The organism is Actinoplanes flavus, from assembly GCF_017592555.1.
Lineage (GTDB): Bacteria > Actinomycetota > Actinomycetes > Mycobacteriales > Micromonosporaceae > Actinoplanes > Actinoplanes flavus.
The window spans coordinates 52040-67798 of record NZ_JAGFNS010000031.1; the positions used below are offsets into that span (position 1 = coordinate 52040).

Genomic DNA, 15759 nt, shown 5'->3' on the forward strand with positions numbered 1-15759 from the left:
GGGACCGGGCCACCGCGTTTGGTGCTAGTGGATCAGCTCTTCAGGAAGAGGTTGGTGAAGAGCGGCATGCCCATGGTGGGGTCAGCCTCGGCGCCACCGACGTTGGTGCCGATCACGATGCCGAACTTGGTGTAGTAGTACGGGATCGCGGCGTACTGCTTCATGACCTCCTCGTCGAGGGCGGCCCACTTGGAGGTGGACTCCTCGACCGGGAGGTTCGCGACCTCGTCGATCTTGGCGTCCAGCGCCGGGTCCTTCAGCTCGCCCATGCTGGTGCCGGCGGCGATGCTCTCGGACTTGAAAAGGACCGGGATCCAGCTACCACCGGACGGCCAGTCGGAGCACCAACCACGCGGGCCCTGGGCGATATTGACCGGGGCATCGTAGTCGCTGATCTTGGTGCGGAGCTCGGCGGTCGGGACACCGATCGCCTTGACCGTGAAACCGGCCTCCTTCAGCGCGGCCTCGCGAACCGCGGAGACCTGCTGCGGAACCGGCTTGGTGTTGTCGTAGTACCAGCTGACCTCGAAGCCGACCTTGCCGGCGGCCTCCAGCAGCTTCTTCGCGGCGGCCGGGTCACCGGTGCCCTCGCCGTCCAGGTCCTCGACGGGGGTGTACTTCTGGTAGCCGGGGACGCTCGGCGGCATGAACGTGGTAGCCCGCTGACCGACGTAGTCGTTGACGCCGCCAGCCTTCCAGGTCTGGTCGTACGGCCAGGCCTTGGCGATCGCCTTACGGACCTCGAGCGGAACCTGGGTGGTGTCGATCTGCCAGGTGTAGGTGCAGGGCGACTCACCCTGGACGAACTGCGCCTTCTTCTCGCTCGTCAGCTGCGGGATGAGCGAAGCGTCGACGTCCATGTAGTTCAGCGCGCTGGCGTCCGGGCCGTTGCTGTTCAGGACCTGCTGCTGGGTCTTGACGTCGTCGCCACCCCACTTGAAGGTCCAGCCGTCGACGTACTGGTGCTTGACCGGGTCGGTCGCCGCGTTCCAGTTGTCGTTCTTGGCCAGCTTCAGCTCGCTACCCGGGGTGTAGGAAGCGATCTTGTACGGGCCGCTGGCGATCGGCTTGTTCTTGTAGTCGGCCTTGGTGTCCTTCGCCTCGGGGATCGGCGAAAACATCGGGAACGTCATGTAGAACGGCAGGTCCGAGAACGGCTTCGCCAGGTTGATCTTCAGGGTGTCGGCACCCACGACCTCGACGCCGGAGTAGTTCGGGCCGCTGGTGTACGGGCCCTTGTACTTGTCGCCGTCCTTGAAGTAGGTCAGCTGGTACGCCGGGCCGTTCGCGTAGATGTCGTGGGCGAACGAGCGCTTGATCGCGTACGCCAGGTCCTCGATCTTGATCTCGGACCCGTCCTCGTACTTCTCGCCGGTCTTGAACTTGAAGGTCCAGGACAGCTTGTCAGCGGAGACGGTGCCGACGTCGGTCAGGTCCGGCACGAGGACCGGCTTCCCGTCGCGGATGGCGAACTGGGTGGCAGTGCGGAAGAGCAGCTTGCCGATCTCATTCGCATCCACGTAGTAGATGTCGGTCGGGTCGATCGTGTTCGGCGTGGACTGCGAGTAGATCGTGATCTCGCCGCCCTTGCGGGCACCGGGGACCTCGGGCGCGGGGCCCTTGGCGTCGGGGTCGATCGCCGCGGTCTGGGTCGAGATCTTGCCGGTGTCGTCCGACTTGTTCTCGTCATTGTTGGACGACGGGCTGCCACAGCCCGCCAGGCCCAGAGTCAGGGCGGCGGCCGCAGCCGCGGCCATTCTCAAACGCCTCGCCATTTCTCCTCTTCTCATTGCCGGCAACGTGCGCCGGTTCACCGTCGGGTACGGGGGTCGAAGGCATCCCGGATGGCGTCACCGAGCAGGCTGAGCGCCAGGACCAGGATAGTGATGCCGATCACCGGAACCCACAGGAAGACGGGGTGGGCCCGGTAGTACGTCACCGCGGTGGCGATGGTCAGCCCCCAGGAAGGGGTGGGCTCGACCAGTCCGACACCGAGGAACGTGAGACCGGCTTCGGTGACGATGTACGTCGGGAGTGCGATCGAGGACGAGACGATGATCGGCCCGACCAGGTTCGGCAGCAGCTCCTTGAAGAGCACCTTATGGGTGGGTACGCCGAGTACCCGGGCGGCCTGGATGAACTCGCGTTCACGCAGGGAGAGCACCTCGCCGCGGATCAGCCGCGCGAGGCTCGCCCACCCGAATACCGAGAGCACCAGGATCAGGCTGAAGAAGCGGACCCGGGCGACCTGTTGCGCGTCCGCGTCCTCGGCGGTGCCGACGAAGATGGAGAGCAGCACGGCCGGGACGGCGATGGCGAAGAGCAGGTAGGGCAGGCTCAGGACGAAGTCGATGATCCAGGAGAGGACCCGGTCGACCCAGCCGCCGGCGAATCCCGCGATCAGGCCGACGGTCACGCCGATGATCGTCGTGATGACGGTGACGAGCCCGGCCACGATGAGTGACGGGCGGGCGCCGTAGACCCAGCGAGCGAAGAGGTCGCGACCGAGACGCGGCTCGATGCCGAACCAGTGATCGCCGGTGATCCCGATCGTCGGGTATCCGTTGTCGTCGACCAGGTCGATATGGAAGGTCGTCGGGTCCTGGCCCTCGAGCTTGGCCAGCAGGGGCGCGAAGATCGCGACGAACACGAAGAACAGGAACACGCCCAGGCTGACCATCGCCACCTTGTCGCGGCGCAGCCGGGACAGGGCGATACGGGTCGGTGACTTGCCCTTCGCGGTGTTCGGGGAAGTCTTCGACGGAGTCGCCGGCTCGGATGAGAGTGGCTTCCCGGTCAGCGCGGGGTCATCGATCAACGGTTCCACGCTTGTAGTTCACCTCCATGGACGGACACACCTCACATGCGCCGTGCGTGAGAGGTATTCGGATGCTGCGGTTGGCAAACGTAGTCGGGAATCGGGCCGTAGGAAATGAGTTGACGCATCGAATGAATAACAGAGAGCGGGCCCGAGCATATGGATTAGGTCATACCATCGGCTACGGAAGTACTCCTCAAAACCCCAAATTTACCACCATACCGTCACGTAGCGGGTCGCTTTCGTGGGCGTTTTGTCCGCTATGGAGATTCGGCGGGCAATCGTACGGTTGCGCAGAGTCATCGAAGCGGCGAACGGTGAATGTCGCATCACCGTTTCTTCAGCGTTTCAAGATCATGTCCTTCGGAGCCCCTCCCTCCGTGGGTCCTGCGGCCGGCGAGCGTGATCACCGGAAGATTTACGGTCAGTGACGGCCTTTGCCGGATATAGGCGGGCTTCGTAGCCGCCGGAGGGGCGGGCCCTCTCGGGCCGTCGGGGCGACTATTCGGTAACCATTCCGGCCATCGAAAGCCGCCATTGGTGGCCGGCCGGGCGCGACGCCGCGCCGGGCCGGCCTAATGGCAACGGTCCGGAACGGTCAGCCGTGGGGCGCGAGCGCGTCGAGGATCTCGGCCCCGAGATCCGCGGCCGCACGCGGGTCGGCCTCCGGTCCGCCGATCCGCGGGTCCCAGTTGGGCTCGTAGAACAGCTCGGTGGCGCCGGCCTCAGCGTACCGCTCCGCTCCCGCGCGGATCTGGTCCCAGCTCCCGGAGAGCGGTATCGCCTCGTCGCGCCGGCCGGCCTGCACGACGCCACGTACGACGATACGCACCGTGTCCGGGTCCCGTCCTGCGGCCTCCGCCGCTTCGCGGACGATCCGCACCCCGCGCTCGATCTCCGGCAGGCTGGTCCGGCTGCTGCTCACCCAGCCGGCCGCGATCCGCCCGGCCCGCCGCAGCGCCACGTCGGCGGTGCCGCCGAGCAGCACCGGCGGGCCACCCGCCTGCGCCGGAGCCGGCGCCATCCGGCTCGGCGGCACCCGGTAGAAGCGGCCCTCGTACTCGGCCTCACCCTCGCTGAACAGCGTTCTCAGCACATCCAGATACTCCTCGGTGCGTGGCCCGCGCGGCTTCGGATCGGACCCGGTGGCCACGAACTCCGGCTCCGACCACCCGGTGCCCAGCCCCAGGTCGAACCGTCCCCCGGACAGCCGATCCAGGGATCCGGCTTGCTTGGCCAGGTAGGTGGGCGACACGTACGGCAGGTTGATCACCGAAACCCCGAGCCGGATCCGGGACGTGGCGGCGGCGGCCCAGGTGAGCGCGACCATCGGATCGAGCACGCTGTGATAGATCGGCGCGAGATCCTGGTCCCGCCCGACGAGCAGTCGCTGAAACGCCCAGAGCCCGTGATACCCGAGCTCTTCGGCTCGCCGGGCGATCATGGTCAGCGTCTCCGGTTGCGCCCAGGCGCCGGAGACCGGACATCCGAAACTGATGAGCATGCACGTCAACCTAAACCTGTGCCGCGTCTCGGCCGCGGCGTCTGCCGGGTCCCTCGGGAAGGACCTTCTCCGGTACGCCTGGGTCAGGCGGGTGTGTGGGCTCCCTCCAGGAAGAGGCGGCCGGCCTCGTCGGCCGGGACCGGGCGGGAGAAGTAGTAGCCCTGGGCGAAACCGCAGCCCATCTCGCGGAGGACCGCGAGCTGGCCGAACTCCTCGATGCCCTCGGCCACGGTCGCCATGCCGAGGCTGCGGCCCAGGCGGACGATGGTGTCGGTGAGCGCGGTGTCGTCGGCGATGACGCCGAGGCGTTCGACGAACGAGCGGTCGATCTTGAGGGTGTCGACCGGGAAGCGGCGCAGGTAGGCCAGGGACGAGTAGCCGGTGCCGAAGTCGTCGATGGCCAGGGTGAGGCCGAGCCCCTTGAGCCGGACCAGCTGTTCCAGGTTGGCCTCGGTGTCGGTCATCAGGACGCTCTCGGTCATCTCCAGGCACAGACGGTCGGCGGGCATCCCGGTCTCGGCCAGCACGCCGGCGACGGTCTCGGCCAGGTCGGCCCGGTCGAACTGGCGGACCGAGACGTTCACCGACATCTTGAGCGGGCGGCCACCGGCGGCGGCCGACCACTCGACGGCCTGACAGCACGCCTCGCGCAGGACCCAGCGGCCGAGCGGCACGATCAGGCCGGTGGCCTCGGCGATCGGGATGAAGTCCAGTGGGCTGATCATGCCGCGGGTCGGGTGCGGCCAGCGGACCAGCGCCTCGAAGCCGATCACCCGGCTGGTCTCCAGGTCGACGGTGGGCTGGTAGTGCAGGCGCAGTTCACCGTTCTCCAGGGCGGCGCGCAGCTCGGACTCGAGTTCCAGGCGCTCGACCAGGCCGTCGCGCATCCGCGGGCGGTAGGGCGCGAAGACGCCGCCGCCGACCGCCTTGGCGTGGTGCATGGCCAGGTCGGCGTTGCGCATCAGCTGCTCGGCCCGGTCACCGTGGGTGTCGGCGGACTCCTCCAGCAGGTCGGTCCCGGCCAGGCCGATGCTGGCCCGTACGTGGATCTGCCGTGCCCCGAGCATGATCGGCGCGTCCAGGTCGCCGAGGATCCGCCGGGCCACCTCCTCGGCGCCGTCGTCGCCGGTCAGCAGCACCCCGAACTCGTCGGCGCCGAACCGGGCCACCAGGTCCTCCTCACGGAGGCAGCCGCGCAGCCGGTCGGCGAGCCGGACCAGCAACTGGTCTCCGGCCAGGTGCCCGAGACTGTCGTTGACCCGCTTGAAGCCGTCCATGTCGAGGTGCAGCACGGTGGCGGTGGCGCCGCTCTCCAGCGTGGCGGCGGTCCGCTCACGGAACAGGGCCCGGTTGGCGAGCTGGGTGAGCGAGTCGTGGTACGCCTCGTGCACCAGCTGCTCCTGGAGCTCCATCCGATCGCTGATGTCCCGGGTGTTCAGCACGAAGCCGGCCACGTGCGGGTCGTCCACCAGGTTCGTGATGATCGCCTCGGAGGGCCGCTTGCGCCCGTCCTGGTGGGTGTGCACGACCTCGAGGGTGACGCTGGCGAACGGGCGGGCCGCGACCTGGCGCATCGCCTGGGCCAGCCGCATCGCCACCTCGGCGTCGACCAGGTCGGTGTAGCGGCGGCCGAGGAACACCGCCGCCGGGTAGCCGAACACGCGCTGCATCGACTCGGACTGGTAGCGGATCACCCCGGAGCTGTCGATCACCGTGATCACGTCCGAGCTGTGCCGGATGAGGGCGTGGAAGTGCTGCTCACGGGCGTACAGCTCGGCGGTGCGGTCGGCGACCCGGGTCTCCAGGCCGCGGGTCAGCGCCCGGTTCTCCAACTGGGTGAGCAACTGCCGGCCGATGAGCAGCAGGATCAGGAAGGACCTGGTGAAGCCCACGAACGTGGGGACGTGGCCGGTCTGCAGTTGGAGCATGACGCTGGCGCCCAGGGCGGCGATCACCGTGAGGTACGGCATCATGACCGCGGTGCTCCACACGCCCGGCGGCAGGTCCAGCGGGGCGTCGTCGGCCACCCGGGGCCGCAGCGCGCCCATCGTGATCAGCGCGTAGCCGGCCAGCCAGCCCAGGTGCACGATCGGCCCGCCGCCGAAGTCGTGCACCAGGTGCAGGTAGACGTGCCCGGCGTCGGCGACGGCGAAGGCGATCAGGCCGGCGCAGACGAACGTCAGGTCGGCGCCGAAGCCACGCCGGTCCCGGCGCAACGGCAGCATGTAGGCGACCATGGTGGCGATCACGACGTCGGCCAGCGGGAAGAACAGCGTCAGGTAGAAGCGCGGCCCGTGCGCGCCGGCCGCCAGGTCGTCCATGACGAAGATCCAGGCCAACAGTACGAGCGACGACGCGATCAGCAGACCGTCGAGGACACTGCGGACCCGGTTCGCCAGGGGCTGGGCGGCGCGCGGCATGGTCAGCAGCGCGGCCGGGATCAGCAGGCCCAGCCCGGCCAGGCCGATGTCCTCCACACCCCGCTGCGCCAGGACCTCCGGCACCCCCGGCACCCACCTGCGGGCGAGCCACGTGAACTGAGCGAAACCCCAGGTCAGCAGACCGGCGGCGAGCAGCGCCCAGGCCCAGCGGGACCGGCCGGTGAAGGCGAGGGACCGCCACACGCAGGCGCCGGCCGCCATCGCGGCCCCGGCCAGCAGGGCCCAGGTGCCGACGGCGCCGGCCGTGGCCGTGCCGCCGGCCCTGCTCATCACCAGCACGGCGACGACCAGGAACAGGGCTCCGACCGCGACACAGTGGCGGGTCCAGCGACGCGACGCGCCCGGATCCATGGCCGTACGGTCCACCGCCATCCGCTCACCCCTTCCGGTCCCCCCACCATGCAGTGGTGGCAACCGGGTCATCGGGCCGCGACAGCCGCTCTTGAGGAGATCCCGTGGGTCAGTTCCCGACCAGGCCGTCCTGGAAGGCCACGATCACCAGCTGGACCCGGTCGCGGACGCCCAGCTTGGCGATCGCCCGGGTGACGTGGGTCTTGGCGGTCAGCGGGCTGATCACCAGCTCGCGGGCGATGTCGTCGTTGGAGAACCCGGTGGCGACCAGCCGCACCACCTCCCGCTCCCGTTCGGTGAGCACCGCCAGCCGGTCGCCGCCGGGGGACGCGGCCGCCACGACCGGCCGGTGGGCGAACTCACCGACCACCCGGCGGGTGACGCTGGGGGAGAGCAGGGCGTCCCCGGCGGCCACCACCCGGACCGCGTTGCGCAGCCCGTCCGGGTCGATCTCCTTGGTGAGGAAGCCGCTCGCCCCGGCCGCGAGGGCGGCGAACACGTACTCGTCGGTCTCGAACGTGGTCAGGATGATGATCTTCGCGGGGTGGAAGCCGAGGATCTGCCTCGTGGCCGTGATGCCGTCGATCCCGGGCATCCGGATGTCCATCAGGATCACATCCGGGCGCAGCGTACGGGCGGCGCGCACCGCCTCGTCACCGGTCGACGCCTCGCCCACCACCGTGATGTCCCGCCCGCGCCGCAGCAGACTGCGGAAACCGGCGCGGACCAGGTGCTGGTCGTCGGCCAGGAGTACCGAGATGGTCATCTTGACTCCGTGATCGGGATGGTGGCGCGTACCGTGAATCCGTCCTCGACCGGACCGGCGGTGAGCGCGCCGCCTAGCGCGGCCACCCGCTCGCGCATGCCGGAGATGCCGTGCCCGTCGGCCACCGGGCCGCCCGCCGTGCCGTCGTCGTGCACGTCGACCAGGACACTGCCGGGCGCGTACCGCAGGGTGACCCGGACGCGGGTGGCGCCGGCGTGCCGGACGGTGTTGGTCAGTGACTCCTGCACCACCCGGTAGACGGCGGTGGCCACCGGCGCCGGCACCTCGACCGGGTCGCCGACGGCGTCGAACGCGACGTCCAGGCCGGCCTCGCGGACCCGGCCGATCAGCCGCTCCAGGCCCTCGAGCGCCGGCAGCTCACCCTCGCGCAGCACGCCGACCAGCGCTTTCAGGTCGGTCATGGCCCGGCCGCGGACCTCCTGGGCCAGCTTCAGCGAGGCCTTCGCCTCCTCCGGCTCGTCGTCGAAGGAGTCCAGCGCCACGTTCAGGTGCACGCCGACCACGGCCAGCGTGTGCGAGACCACGTCGTGCAGGTCACGGGCGATCTCCACCCGCTCCTCGGCCCGCCTCCGGCCGGCCTCGAGCCGCCGCCGCTGCTCGTCCTGGGTGATCCGGTGCGCCATCTCGGCACGCCAGCGGAGCGTGTTCCGGTACGCGGACGCGCCGGCCAGCGCGGCGGCCACCCACAGCGCCTCCCCGCCGAGGTGGGCGAGCACCCAGTCGGCCGGATGCGGAGACACGAAGGCGTCCCAGGTGAGGCCCCAGCACAGCATGAGCGCCGCGGCGATGATCGCGGTCCGTGACCGCCCGGCCAGGACCAGCGCCACCAGGGCGGCGGTCGCGGGCCACAGCCAGCCGACGGTGATCAGCTCGGCCACCCGCCAGGCGGCGACCGTGCAGAAGGAGAGCAGGAGCACGGCGAGCGGCCACCGGCGGGCGGCCAGGGTCAGTCCGGCCAGGCCCACGGCGAGTGTGCCGACCAGGACGGTCTCGCCGAGCCCGCCGGTCAGGGCGAGACCGGTCGGCACGCCCACCAGGGTCAGGACGGCGGCGGTACGGGTGAGGTTCGTCGTCATGCCGGGGACGCTAGGTCCGCCGGGCGGGGCGGCGCGTCCTACCGCCGCTGTCAACCGCATCGACGCCTCCCGCGTACGGCCTACACCGATCGGTGTAGAGACTATTCCCCGCCGGCCGCCTCCCGGCGTGCCCGGGCGCGGCGCTTCCCCTCGTGCATGGCCTGCACCCGGGCCACCGGGATGGTGTGCCCCTCGGCGACCAGCCCGGGGTCGAGCTTCTGCGGGGCGGGCATGCCGGCCGCCCACGGGTCGCGGTCGCCGAGCAGGCCGGGCACGGTGTGCAGGGTGAAGTCGGCGGGCGTGACCCGGTCCAGGTCGTCCCAGCCGACCGGGAACGAGACCGGTACGCCGGGCCGGGCCCGCGGGCTGTACGCCGCCGCCACGGTGGCCCCGCCCGCCCGGGTGGCGTCGAGGAACACCTTGCCGTGCCGGTCCTCCCGGATGAACGCGGTGGTGGCCAGCTCCGGGTCGAGACGCTCGGCCCGGGCGGCGACCGCGCGCTGGGCGGCCGCCACGTCCTCCACGGCCGCGCCCTCGGCGAGGGGGACGAAGACGTGCACGCCCTTGGCGCCGCTGGTCTTGACCGCCCCGGACATCCCGACGTCGGCGAGCGCTCGCCGGACCAGCCGGGCGCCGGCCACGGCGAGGCCGAAGCCGCCGTCCTCCGGCGGGTCCAGGTCCATGATGAGGTGGGTCGGGTGGGTGGAGCCGGCGGTCATCAGCGCCGGGTGGTACTCGACGGCCCGCTGATTGCCCAGCCAGTAGAGCGTGCGGCGGTCGTTGGCCAGCGGGTACGTCACCTCGCGGTGCGACGAGTCGGCCCAGACCGTGGCCCGGGGCACCCAGTCCGGCGTGTACTTCGGCAGGTTCTTCTGCATGAATCGGTCTTGGCCGCGGAGCACCCGGATGACCGAGAGCGGCCGGTCCCGCAGCACCGGGACGAACCGGCCGGCCATCGCGTCCAGGTAGTCGATCAGATCCCGCTTGGTGGCCCCGGCCCCGGGAAACAGCTCCTGGTCCAGGTTGGTCAGCGGTACGCCGTCACGTTCCTCACCCATGCACCCATCGTGCCCCGTTACGACTGTCTGATGAACCGTTTGGCGGCCGCGGCGAGGGCGCTCCGCAACGCGGCGGCGTCGCCCGAGGTGGAGAAGGCGCCGAGGGCCGCGTTGGCGGCGTTCTGCCAGGGCTGCGAGCAGGCCGAGCCGTGGGCGCAGGACGGGACCGGGATGCCCGACTGCCAGTCCGCGACCGCCTCGAGCTGGTAGTCGCTGAAACCGTCGGTCGGCGCGTCGGTCCGGGCCGGGATGGAGCCCTTGCGCACGCTGAACGCCTGCTGTCCGCGCGGCGAGGCGACGGTCTCCAGCCAGCAGCGGGCGCCCTCGGGGTTGGCCGCGCCGGTGGTCAGCACGAACGAGTCGGCCAGCCACTGGAACGCCGTGCCGTTGCCGGGGAAGGTGAAGCTGTCGTACCCGCTGAAGGTGTTCGCCGTCATCTCGGCGGTGACCCAGTCGCCCATCAGCTGGTAGCCGGCCTTGCCGTCGATGAGCAGGCGGGTGGCCTGCGGCCAGTCGAGCGAGTCGCGGTCGGGGTTGCTGAACGCCAGGAGCCGGGCGTAGTCCTCGATCGCCAGCCGGACCGGCTCGCTGTCCCACTTCGTCGCACCGGTGAACAGGCCACCGAACCGCTCCGGGCCGAGATCACTGATCAGCACCGACTCCAGCAGCATGAGCTGGGTCCAGTCGCGGCCGAGCGCGAGCGGGGACTCGATCCCGGAACGGCGCAGCCGCTCCAGGTCGCCGAGGAACGCGTCCAGGGTCTTCGGGACGGTCAGGATGCCGGCGTCGGCGAGCACCCGGTCGTTGGTCCAGACCACGTTGGCGCGGTGCACGCCGGCCGGAACCGAGTAGATCCCGCCGTTCACGGTGAGGTCGGCGACCAGGCCGGCCGGCAGCGCGTCGCGCAGGCCCCAGGCCCGGTACTCCGCGCTGAGGTCCCGCACCTGGTCGGCGTCGATGTGGTCGAGCAGTTCCGCGCCGGCGTGCACCTGGAAGGTGTCCGGGGCGTCGTCGTGCTGGAGGCGGGCGGCGAGCACCTGCTTCGCGTTCACCCCGGCGCCGCCGGGGACCACGCCGCTCTCGAACCGCTGCCCGGGACAGGACTCCGTGAACAGACCGGCCAGGGCGTCCAGGCCCGCCTTCTCGCCCCCGCCGGCCCACCAGGTGAAGACCTCGACCGTCGACGCGGCGGTGTCGTCCTCGCCGGGCCCGCAGGCGGACGTCACCAGCAGTGCGGCGCCGACGACGACGGCCGTCAGGGCGCGCCGGGTGCTGCGCATGGCCTTCTCCCCATCATCCAGACTCGTCGTTGTCAAAGGGACAATCGGAAGTACCGTGCCGCTCCGCGCGCAAAGGTGTCAACTCGTGACCTATCGCCGCTGGCTAAGCCCAACGGGGTACGCCAAACGGGCCATAGCTGACGGTCTATCCGATTCGTCACAATCGCAGCATGAGCGCACCGGGCGACACCCTCCTCCTCGTCGGTTTGGCCGCCGCCGCCATGGCCTGTGCCGGATACGTCGCGGGCCGGATCCATCAGCGCCGGCAGAGCGGGGCGGAACTGCGGGAGGCCTACCGGCACGGCTACGAGACGGCCACCCGCAGCGTGTTCAGCATGGCCGCGCGCGCCGCCGGTCAGCGGCCGGTCGCGCCGCCGGTCGTGCCGCTCGCCCCCGACGTGCCGGAGCAGCGGGAGGGCCGGCACACGGTGCCCGAGGCACTGGTCCGGGCCGCCACCTACCAGCTGCCGCCGGACCGGGTCGCCCGCGCCAAGGTGGAGCACCGGGTCCCCCGGCCGCGCGGGTGACCGCTCGTCAGGACCGGGCGGCCGCCTCGACGGCCTCGCGCAGCCCCCGGGCGGCGAGGCGGTCGGCCCGTTCGTTCTCCGGGTGGCCGGCGTGCCCCTTCACCCAGTGCCAGGTCACCTCGTGCCGCCGCACCGCCTCGTCCAGCCGCTTCCACAGGTCGACGTTCTTCACCGGCTGCCGGGCCGCGGTCTGCCAGCCGTTGCGCTTCCAGTTGTGCATGTACTGCGTGATGCCGTTCCGCACGTAGACGCTGTCGGTGTAGATCTCCACCGTGAGCGGGGCCCGGGTCAGGGCCTCCAGCGCACGGATCGGGGCCGTCAGCTCCATCCGGTTGTTCGTGGTCGGATCCGCCTCGCCGCCGCACAGATCCTTCTCGGCCGTGCCCCAGCGCAGCACCGCGCCCCAGCCGCCCGGTCCGGGATTGGGGACACACGCCCCGTCGGTGTAGATCTGTACGACGCTCATACCCGGAGACGATAGAGCCCGACCCGGGTAGGAGGTCTCCACCGCCACCATGGGGGAGTGTGGGACAGACCATCGAGGTGCACCGCGGGCCGGAGGCCCCAGCGGCTCACCGTATGGTGGCCGTGGCGGACGAATCCGGATGGGCGGGACTCATGGTTGGTGGCGACGCGGCCGCGGTCGAGGTGACGGACGTCGTGGTGCGCTACGGCGACACGACGGCCGTCGACGGGGTGTCCCTGCGCCTGCCGCGCGGGCGGGTGCTGGCCCTGCTCGGGCACAACGGCGCCGGCAAGACCAGCCTGCTCCAGGTCTGTGAGGGCTTCCGCCGGCCGGACGGCGGCCGGGCGCGGGTGCTCGGGCTGGACCCGGTCGGCGACCACGACGCGCTGATGCCGCGGCTCGGCATCATGCTCCAGTCCGGCGGGGTCTACCCGTGGGCCACGGCCGGCGAGATCCTGCGGCTGTTCGCCTCGTTCGCGGCCGACCCGCTGGACACCGACATGCTGCTGGACCGGCTCGGCCTGCGCCGGTTCGAGCGCACCCGGTTCCGCCGTCTCTCCGGCGGCGAGCAGCAGCGGCTCAGCCTCGCGGTGGCCCTGGTCGGCCGCCCCGAGCTGGTCTTCCTCGACGAGCCGACGGCCGGCATGGACACCGAGGCCCGGCACACCACCTGGCAGCTGATCGAGGAGCTGCGCGCCGACGGCGTCTCGGTGCTGCTCACCACGCACCTGCTGGACGAGGCGGAGCGGCTCGCCGACGACGTGGTGATCATGCGGTCCGGCCGGGTCGCGGCCACCGGCACCCCGGCCGAGCTGACCTCGGCGGCGGCCGTCGACGTCCTGGAGGTCCGTGCCGAGCCCGGGCTGGACCTGGCCGGGCTGCGCGGCCGGTGGAGCGTCGCCGAGCCCTCCCCGGGGCAGTACACGATCTCCGGCGCCCTCGACACCGCCGGCCTGGCCGAGGTGCTGACCTGGTTCGCGTCGGCGGGCGCCGACGTGACCGCGGTGAACACCCGCCGCCGCACCCTCGAGGACGTCTACCTGTCCCTGACCACGCAGACCCCGGTGGGAGCCGCCCAGTGAGCACCTTCGCCCCCGCGCCCGGGCGCGCGCCGATGCGGACCATCCTGGCCACCCAGATCCGCATGGAGCTGCTGCTGACCGCCCGCCGTGGCGAGGCCGTGGTGCTCGCCATGGGCGTCCCGCTGCTGGTGCTGCTCGGCGCCGGCCTGTTCGACGTCACCAACCTGCCCACCGAGGACCGGCTCGGCTATGTCGTCCCCGGCGTGCTCGCCCTCACCGTGATGTCCACGGCGTTCACCGGCCAGGCCATCACCACCGGTTACGAGCGCAGTTACGGCGTACTCAAAAGGCTCGGAGCGTCGCCGCTCACCCGGCCCGGACTGCTGCTCGCCAAGACCGCCGCCGTGCTGGTCCAGATCGTGGTGCAGGTGCTGGTGCTGGCCCTGGTCGGCCTGGCCGTCGGCTGGCGGCCGGAGGCCGGCGCCCTGCTCCCCGCGCTCGGGGTGACCGTGCTGGCCGCCGCCGGCTACAGCGGCCTGGCCCTGCTGCTGGCCAGCGTGCTCAAGCCGGAGACCACCACCGGCGCGGCGACCCTGATCTACGTGGTGATGCTCTCCGTCGGCGGCATCATGTTCGGCGCACCCGACCTGGGCCCGGCCGGCTGGTTCCTGCTGCCGCTCGCGGCACACGCCGAGGCGCTGCGCGAGACGCTCATGCACGGCGGCTCGGTGCCGGCCGGCATCTGGCTGGCCCTGCTCGCCTGGGCGGTGCTCTGGCCGGCCGTGGCGGCCCGCAAGTTCCGCTGGGAGTGATCGTCGTCCATCAGGCCGGACCGTACAGTCGGTCCAGGCCGATGAGCTGGACCTCCGGGTCGCCTGCGGCCCGATCCCGCAGCTCATCGGTGAAGCCCGCACCACTGAACAGCAGCAGTCGACACTGATCGGCGTGAACAGTGTCGCGTCGGCGCAGCAGCGCGCGGATGTGCGTGAGGCGCTCCAGGTGCCTGACGTCGATGAGGTCGCCCCATTTGGCCTCGCCGATGCCGAGCAGCACTTCCCGGCCGTCGGCATCGCGGCCGAACGCCGCGACATCCACCTCGTGCGCCGTCCGGGCCGCCGGATCGTCGACGACACCGGCCGCGACCCGATGCGGGAAGCCGTCGAAGGTCTCCGCTCCGGCGTCCCAGCGGGCCCACTGCCGGCAGATCGACTCGAAGTGCGGGCCGACCACCTTGCTCAGGAAGGTGGAGCGCATCCGTGGCCACACCAGGCCGGCGCGGCCGGCGCGCTCCAGATCACCCCAGACCGGGCGCATCACGGCGTGGTAGAAGACCACGAGGGGCTCGGCGATCCGGTACGCGCTGCGATTGCTCCGGAACGCATCCTCCTCCCGGGTCACCATGCCGACGTCTTCCAGGATCCGCAGCGGATGGTTCAGATCGGACGACTGCCGGCCGAGGTACCCTGCGATGCCGCCGCGCCGGGTGTTGCCGTCGGCGATGGCAGCCAGGACCGAGTGATACAGGGCGGGGTCGCGCAGGTCGGGTTCCTCGGCGAGCAGGTACCGAGCTTCCCGGAACAGTGGACGGGCCGGGTTGAGCACGGCCCGGATCACCCAGTCGTCGAAGTCGGCCAGACCGGCGGGAATGTCGTCCTGGGTGAACTCGTGCCGATAGGCGGGGGTGCCCCCGACGACGGCGTTGGTCAGCACCGCCGTCCGCGGGTCGGTGATTTGCCAGAACCGTGCCGCGGCGCGATAGTCCAGCGTAGGGACGACAAGTTCGAGGCCGGCACGTCCCCGCAGCGGCGCGGTGCCCGACAGCAGGTTGCCCATGAAGGACAGCGCCGAGCCGCACAGCAGTAGCCGAACCTGGGTGTTCGACCGCTGGCCCGCCGGGTCCAGAGCCCGCTGGATGATGGACGGCAACGCCGGGCTGGCGCGCGCGAGGAACGGGAACTCGTCGATCACGACGGGCAGCGGGTGGTCCTTGGCGAGAGCCATCGTGCGGGTCACGGCCTCGTCCCAATGCGCGAAACGCAGCGGACTCGGTTCGCCGAGGTAGTTGGTCAGCGCATCCGCGTACTGCCGCAGTGCGTCGGCCTCGGACGACTCGGTGGCGGTGAACATGAACCCGCCGGCCGCGCGGACGAGCGCGTCCAGCAGGAACGTCTTGCCCTGACGGCGCCGACCGGACACCACACCGAGCGTCGCGCCCGGCGTCGTGGTGGTCGCATAGCGGACGAGTTCGCGCCATTCGTGGTCACGGTCGAACACCTCGTCCGGTTTCCGCATGCGTGCTCCTCAGGTAAGTACAGTTACGGTAACTACGCTTACATTAGTCGAGGGTTCGCGAGTTCCACTGGGACGATCGGTGTCCACCGATCGGTGGACAACCGGTGACCGCCGCGCGGTCGTCCCGTCCGGGCCAC

General features: G+C 70.9%; 13 protein-coding genes. 3 read left to right on the forward strand and 10 right to left on the reverse strand.

Going from position 1 to position 15759, the window contains the following annotated elements:
* Positions 1–32: 32 nt before the first annotated feature.
* The 8 genes from J5X75_RS35260 to J5X75_RS35295 all read right to left on the reverse strand — a co-directional run bounded on the left by J5X75_RS35260 (position 33) and on the right by J5X75_RS35295 (position 11315).
* Positions 33–1775: an ABC transporter substrate-binding protein gene (locus tag J5X75_RS35260; RefSeq protein ID WP_208471974.1), complete on the reverse strand. Its 1743-nt coding sequence runs from the start codon at positions 1773–1775 to the stop codon at positions 33–35.
* 35 nt (positions 1776–1810) lie between these two features.
* The gene (locus J5X75_RS35265; protein WP_208471975.1) at positions 1811–2827 is read right to left on the reverse strand and encodes an ABC transporter permease; all 1017 of its coding nucleotides are present in this window, start codon (positions 2825–2827) and stop codon (positions 1811–1813) included.
* Positions 2828–3416: 589 nt separating this feature from the next.
* Complete coding sequence (locus J5X75_RS35270; RefSeq protein ID WP_208471976.1) at positions 3417–4322, reverse strand: TIGR03619 family F420-dependent LLM class oxidoreductase; 906 nt, start codon at positions 4320–4322, stop codon at positions 3417–3419.
* 83 nt (positions 4323–4405) lie between these two features.
* Complete coding sequence (locus tag J5X75_RS35275) at positions 4406–7135, reverse strand: putative bifunctional diguanylate cyclase/phosphodiesterase (RefSeq protein ID WP_238490525.1); 2730 nt, start codon at positions 7133–7135, stop codon at positions 4406–4408.
* 88 nt (positions 7136–7223) lie between these two features.
* Positions 7224–7880, reverse strand: a complete 657-nt coding sequence (locus tag J5X75_RS35280; protein ID WP_208471977.1) for a response regulator transcription factor — start codon at positions 7878–7880, stop codon at positions 7224–7226.
* The gene (locus J5X75_RS35285; RefSeq protein ID WP_238490526.1) at positions 7877–8977 is read right to left on the reverse strand and encodes a sensor histidine kinase; all 1101 of its coding nucleotides are present in this window, start codon (positions 8975–8977) and stop codon (positions 7877–7879) included. Before J5X75_RS35285 ends, J5X75_RS35280 begins: the two co-directional genes overlap by 4 nt.
* Positions 8978–9078: 101 nt before the next feature.
* A complete protein-coding gene (locus tag J5X75_RS35290; protein ID WP_208471979.1) occupies positions 9079–10035 on the reverse strand; it encodes a DNA polymerase domain-containing protein in 957 nt (318 codons plus the stop codon).
* 17 nt (positions 10036–10052) lie between these two features.
* Positions 10053–11315 (reverse strand): ABC transporter substrate-binding protein, encoded by a 1263-nt coding sequence (locus tag J5X75_RS35295; RefSeq protein WP_208471980.1) that lies wholly within the window; start codon positions 11313–11315, stop codon positions 10053–10055.
* Positions 11316–11485: 170 nt separating this feature from the next.
* Here J5X75_RS35295 and J5X75_RS35300 point away from each other — a divergent pair, with 170 nt between their 5' ends.
* Positions 11486–11842, forward strand: coding sequence for a hypothetical protein (locus J5X75_RS35300; protein ID WP_208471981.1), 357 nt, complete (start codon positions 11486–11488; stop codon positions 11840–11842).
* Between the two features lie 7 nt (positions 11843–11849).
* Here the strand turns inward: J5X75_RS35300 and rnhA are convergent, their stop codons facing one another.
* Positions 11850–12308 carry a ribonuclease HI gene (rnhA, locus tag J5X75_RS35305; RefSeq protein ID WP_208471982.1) on the reverse strand — a complete coding sequence of 153 codons (459 nt, stop codon included), beginning with the start codon at positions 12306–12308 and terminating at the stop codon, positions 11850–11852.
* Between the two features lie 122 nt (positions 12309–12430).
* Here rnhA and J5X75_RS35310 point away from each other — a divergent pair, with 122 nt between their 5' ends.
* Both J5X75_RS35310 and J5X75_RS35315 read left to right on the forward strand, forming a co-directional pair.
* Positions 12431–13390 (forward strand): ABC transporter ATP-binding protein, encoded by a 960-nt coding sequence (locus J5X75_RS35310; protein ID WP_307798473.1) that lies wholly within the window; start codon positions 12431–12433, stop codon positions 13388–13390.
* The gene (locus J5X75_RS35315; RefSeq protein ID WP_307798474.1) at positions 13387–14142 is read left to right on the forward strand and encodes an ABC transporter permease; all 756 of its coding nucleotides are present in this window, start codon (positions 13387–13389) and stop codon (positions 14140–14142) included. The genes J5X75_RS35310 and J5X75_RS35315 overlap by 4 nt, the downstream gene beginning before the upstream one ends.
* A gap of 10 nt (positions 14143–14152) precedes the next feature.
* Here the strand turns inward: J5X75_RS35315 and J5X75_RS35320 are convergent, their stop codons facing one another.
* Complete coding sequence (locus J5X75_RS35320; protein WP_208471983.1) at positions 14153–15622, reverse strand: AAA family ATPase; 1470 nt, start codon at positions 15620–15622, stop codon at positions 14153–14155.
* Positions 15623–15759: the final 137 nt, after the last annotated feature.